Origin of the sequence: Synechococcus sp. H60.3, from assembly GCF_047462295.1 — a bacterium.
Taxonomy (GTDB): Bacteria; Cyanobacteriota; Cyanobacteriia; order Thermostichales; family Thermostichaceae; genus Thermostichus.
In genome coordinates, this window is record NZ_JANSIY010000127.1 from 1 (window position 1) to 4696 (window position 4696).

Annotated in this window: 5 protein-coding genes; 4 read left to right on the forward strand and 1 reads right to left on the reverse strand. The window is 59.1% G+C overall.

Annotation, left to right across the window (positions count from 1 at the left end):
- Nucleotides 1-46: 46 nt before the first annotated feature.
- The gene (locus NW841_RS11250; RefSeq protein ID WP_414371366.1) at nucleotides 47-928 is read right to left on the reverse strand and encodes a LysR family transcriptional regulator; all 882 of its coding nucleotides are present in this window, start codon (nucleotides 926-928) and stop codon (nucleotides 47-49) included.
- Nucleotides 929-1195: 267 nt separating this feature from the next.
- Here NW841_RS11250 and NW841_RS11255 point away from each other — a divergent pair, with 267 nt between their 5' ends.
- From NW841_RS11255 to NW841_RS11270, 4 genes are all read left to right on the forward strand, one after another.
- The gene (locus NW841_RS11255; RefSeq protein WP_414364126.1) at nucleotides 1196-1660 is read left to right on the forward strand and encodes a redox protein; all 465 of its coding nucleotides are present in this window, start codon (nucleotides 1196-1198) and stop codon (nucleotides 1658-1660) included.
- Nucleotides 1661-1729: 69 nt separating this feature from the next.
- Nucleotides 1730-2689 (forward strand): sugar phosphate nucleotidyltransferase, encoded by a 960-nt coding sequence (locus NW841_RS11260; protein ID WP_414386444.1) that lies wholly within the window; start codon nucleotides 1730-1732, stop codon nucleotides 2687-2689.
- Nucleotides 2690-2738: 49 nt separating this feature from the next.
- Entirely contained in the window at nucleotides 2739-3449 is a 711-nt protein-coding gene (locus tag NW841_RS11265) for a methyltransferase domain-containing protein (protein ID WP_414364123.1), read from the forward strand.
- Nucleotides 3450-3682: 233 nt separating this feature from the next.
- Nucleotides 3683-4696: caspase family protein (locus NW841_RS11270; protein ID WP_414386446.1), on the forward strand; the 1014-nt coding region annotated here is incomplete at its 3' end.

The following is a 4696-nucleotide window of genomic DNA, read 5'->3' on the forward strand; positions in this document are numbered from 1 at the left end:
GCCTGGGATCGGTGCTCGGCCAAAAAGGCTTCAGGAGGCTTGAACTTCACCCTGCCCGCTCGGATCGGCTTCCTCGCAAAGTCTCCAGAAAGGCATAGACTGCCGGCGGATGCAGCGCCGAGGCCAGCACGGCAGCCCCGATCACCCGCTCCAGCGGGACGGGCAGACGGCGGATCTGGATCCCTGGGGGAATAGGGATGGCAGCCAGGCGAGGCAAAATGGCCGCTCCCAGGCCCTGCGCCACCATGTTGACGATGGTGGAATCTTCTTTGACTAGGTAGGCCACCTTAAGGGTTTGGTGGGCCGCCTCCCAGTGGTTGCGCACCGCTGTGGTGCATTCAGCGTAGTTGTAGAGAATGTAGGAAAAACGGGAAAGATCCGCCCAGGTCACGGCTTCCGGCAGAGGGCCAAAGCTCTCCGGCACCAACAGAATGAACTCGTCGCGAGCGATCTCCCACGTCTGCAGATCCTCGGCAGCTCGCGGCAGCGGCAACAGGCCGATATCCACCTGGCCCGAGCGCAGCAGATGTTCCACAGTGGCCGGATCTGCTTCCGTGAGGGTAAGGGTAACTTGCGGAAATTGCTGGCGAAAGCGGGCGATCACCGGTGGCAACAGGTGCGTGGCAGCGCTGCGAAAGGCAGCAACCCGCACACTTCCCCCACGCAAGCCTTTTTCCAGGTTGGCCTCGTAGTCCATCTGTTCGCGCAATTGCAGCATCTTGCGGGCATAGCGCAGTAACCGCTCTCCCACCGGAGTTGGACGTGCCCCAAACCGACCGCGCACCAACAGGGTTACCCCCAGTTCTTCTTCCAGACTGGCGATGGCCCGGCTCACCGCCGACTGGGAAATGTGCAGTTGCAGGGCGGCTTCGCTGAAATTCCCCTTCTCCACCACTGCCACCCAGGCTTGCAGTTGCGAGATGTTCATCGATGCCATCTATTCGATCTGCGCATAGATGTGATGTTATCTCAGGTTTGAACCTCTCGCTGAGGCTGACTAAACTACAACGTACAGCTTTTTTCCGCTGGATGGAAGTCTTGCCAATCGGCAAGGCAGCTATTCCCCAGAAAGTACAGAAGATACCTCTGTTGTGCTGGGGCCAGTATGACTGAAAAAAGCTGGAATTCTCCTTCACAGTGGAAAAAATACCTTCTGGCTGTCTCTGAACAATTAGGCGTGCCTATGTCCAGATCTATGTTTGCCCTCTTGCCTTTTCATCAGTTTCGAGATACTCCCGGCGTGCGGTTTTTCGATATCACCATCCCCCGATCCAATGCCCGCGATCTGGTTTATCACGAAGGGCCAGCCGTCAGCCCTCCCGACAATCCTCAGGGCTATTGGCAGTTTTATCTACATCCCCACCAAGAAGACAATTTGTTGGCTCTGTGGGGAGGACGAACCTTTTACTTGGTCAACTTTAGCTGGCGGGATCCCTTTCACATTGTGCGCCTGGAGGCGAATCGAGGCATTTTGCGCATTCCTCCTGGCACCTTTCACCGTTCTGTTTCCGACCCCGAGGGATCCATCGTTTTAAACCAGGCGGTGCGCGACGAAAAAGCTGTTGTGGAAAAGGAATTTCGCATCTACGACAGCAGCCGTATTCCGCGTTTGTTGCAAGTCATCTCGGCGGCTGCCCCTGTGCCCCGCATCTGCGCCTGAGCTAGCCTCAGCCAATTGGCTCTGGCGAACCAAGCCCTTTTCCCCTACTATCTAGGCGGGGAAGATGGGTTGAGGACGGTTATGCAGGCGGTGATTTTGGCAGGGGGGCAGGGAACTCGCTTACGGCCTTTGACCCTATGGCAGCCAAAGCCCTTGCTGCCTTTGTTGGAGGTACCCTTTTTGCACTGGCTGATCGGGCGCTGCCGCCGGGCCGCCCTGACAGACATTTTACTCAGCGTGGGGTATCTGGGCAGACAAATCGAGGCGGCTCTTGGAGATGGCGCCGCTTGGGGAGTAAAGCTCCGCTACATCGTCGAGGAGACGCCGCTAGACACAGCGGGAGCTTTGGTGCTGGCCCAACCCTACTTCAGCGGGGATCCCCTCGTAGTCTTCAATGCCGATATCCTCACCGATCTGGATTTGTTAGCTTTGATACAGTGCCACCTGCAGAGTGGGGCCGTTGCCACCCTTACCCTTGCCCGCGTGGAGGACATCACCGCCTATGGCCTAGTGGAGGTGGGGGAAGGGGGCCGGATCCAATCCTTTCGGGAAAAGCCCACCGCTGCCGAAGCTCTCACCCTCACCACCAACACCATCAACGCCGGCACCTACGTCCTTGATCCAGCTATTTTCAAAGACTACCCCAGCGGGGATCCCCTCAGCTTGGAGCGGCGTGTCTTCCCCGATTTGCTGCGGCAGGGGCGACGGCTGCAAGCCTACCTGCACACTGGTTACTGGCGGGATCTGGGCACGCCGGCCAGCTACTACCACGGCCAACTGGACATTCTCCTGGGCCGGATGACAGACTTTCCTCTCGAGGATGTGGAAGCAAAGGCGCCGGGGGTATGGGTTCACAAAACGGCTGAGATCCACCCCAACGCCCAGCTACAAGCCCCCTGCTACATCGGCGCTCACACGCACCTGGGCTCCCAGGCTCAAGTCCCCGCTGGCACCATCCTCGGCAGCTACAGTTGGGTCAATGGATCCCTGGAGCCGGGGGTCTATGGGCCGGGCCTCCTGGTAGTCTAGGTTAAAGGCCAGTTAAGCACCCAAGCATCCAAGACACAGCTAGCCAAAGATGGAGCTACCGCAAACTGGGGAACGCTGGGATCCCTACCTTGCCGCCGTAGCCGCCCGCTTCAACCGGGAGCTGGAGGTGCAGCTAGGTCGGGCCAGTTGGCAGCTTCCCCCCGACCTGGAGCAGTTGCCCTTTTGGCAAGCCCAAGAGCGGGATCACCTCCAGGAACGCCTGGGGATCCCTTTTTGGCAATTGCGCGCCCCCAAAAAGCGGGAAGCCTGCTTGGATCTGGGCTGTGGAGTGAGTTTCCTGACCTATCCCTGGAACGACTGGCAGGCTCACTTTTACGGCCATGAGCTGAGTGGGGGGATCGTGCGCTTTGTGCGCTCGCGAGCACCGCAGCTTAACTCCAAGCTGTTCAAGTCGATGCAGCAGGGATCCGCCCATCACCTGGAGAACTACGGGCCAGAGCAGTTCGATCTGGCCATTGCTACAGGATTTTTGTACTACTACCCGATAGATTACTTTGATGCGGTTTGGGCAGAACTGATGCGGGTGTTGCGTCCGGCTGCACCAGTGATTATCGAAGTGGTCAATCCTGAATCGGTGTGGGCCGAACAGTGGGGGTTGATTGAGCTATTCAAAGGCAGCGAACCGATTCTCACACCCCTACAGGAGTGGGAGCGGCGCATCGCTGACTTGGGCGGCAAAATCCAGAAACAGGCCAGTGGCGAGCTATTTACCACCTATTGGATTCAGCGCAAGTACTAAACGGGCTTGGCGTCGGTTTTCCCATACCCAGACGGAAGGGATCCCGCCAAGGCTTTCGTCAACAATGTAAACGTGTAAACGAAACGCCAAAAACGGTCACCCGATCCCTCGAAAAAGCTGTGGGGGTGGGGATATCCTGAAGTAGGCAGCAACAGATCCAGTACAAAGTTGAGCTGTGGCTCGCTCGCCAACAGGGTGGCTGTTACGCCAGTGAGGCAGCCCACGAGGCTAACATGGAAAGGCGGTCTTTTTTACAAAAGTTACTCCTGGTTGCTGCCGGCCTTGGTCTCTCTCCTGGCTGGTTGGTGGGTCAGGCTGAGCGCTATGGGCAAGCTTTGGCGGCCAGCTCCCGCAAGTTGGCTCTCTTGATAGGTATTAACCGCTACCCTGGTGAGGGATCCCCGCTGCAGGGCTGTGTGACCGATGTGGAGCTGCAGCGGGAGCTGCTCTTGTATCGCTTTGGCTTTGAGCCGGCAGAGATTCTCACCCTCACCGATGGGGCCGCCACGCCGAGTGGGATCCAAGCGGCCTTTGCGGAGCACTTGGGGGGTTCAAGTCAGGCGGCGGAAACAGTGGTCGTGCAGTTTAGCGGCTACGGCCAGTGGCGGGCGGGAGCCGCGCCAGGCCAGTGGCAGCCGGTGCTGCTGTTGTCTGGCTCTGAAGGAATGGCGGTGATGGAGCTAGACAGCTTTTTCCGGCTTGTGGAAGGCTTGGGCACCGCCCAGATCACCACTCTGCTGGACTGTGGCTTCACCCATGTCTTGCCGTCGGTGCGAGGCAATTTGCAACTGCGTTCCCGCCCCCCAGCCGGGAAAGGAGCAGGATCTGCCGCCTCAGACTCCTCGGAACCGCAGCGGGTTTGGCCGTCTCCGCCCAAGGGCTTGTTGATTGCCGCCACCACTCCCCAAGACTTGGCAGCAGAAGCCGCTTGGCCAGGATTCTACGCTGGAGTACTCACCTATCTGCTGACGCAGTACCTGTGGGAAAGCACACCTGCCACTCGCCTGCTGGTGGCCTTCAACCAAGTGGCCAGCCGGCGGGAGCTGGGCCTGTTTGCCTGTCAGCGCCCCATCTTGGAGGGCAAAGAAACAGCTCGACGCATCCCGCCCTACTTCCTCGCCCCCCCTCAGGTGGCAGTCAGCGGCGTGATCCAGGAAGTGAAGGGGAATCGGGCTCAGGTGTGGCTGGGTGGGATCCCACCGGCGGCGCTGGGTGGTCTGCAGCCGGGTACTCTTTTGGCTCCCCTT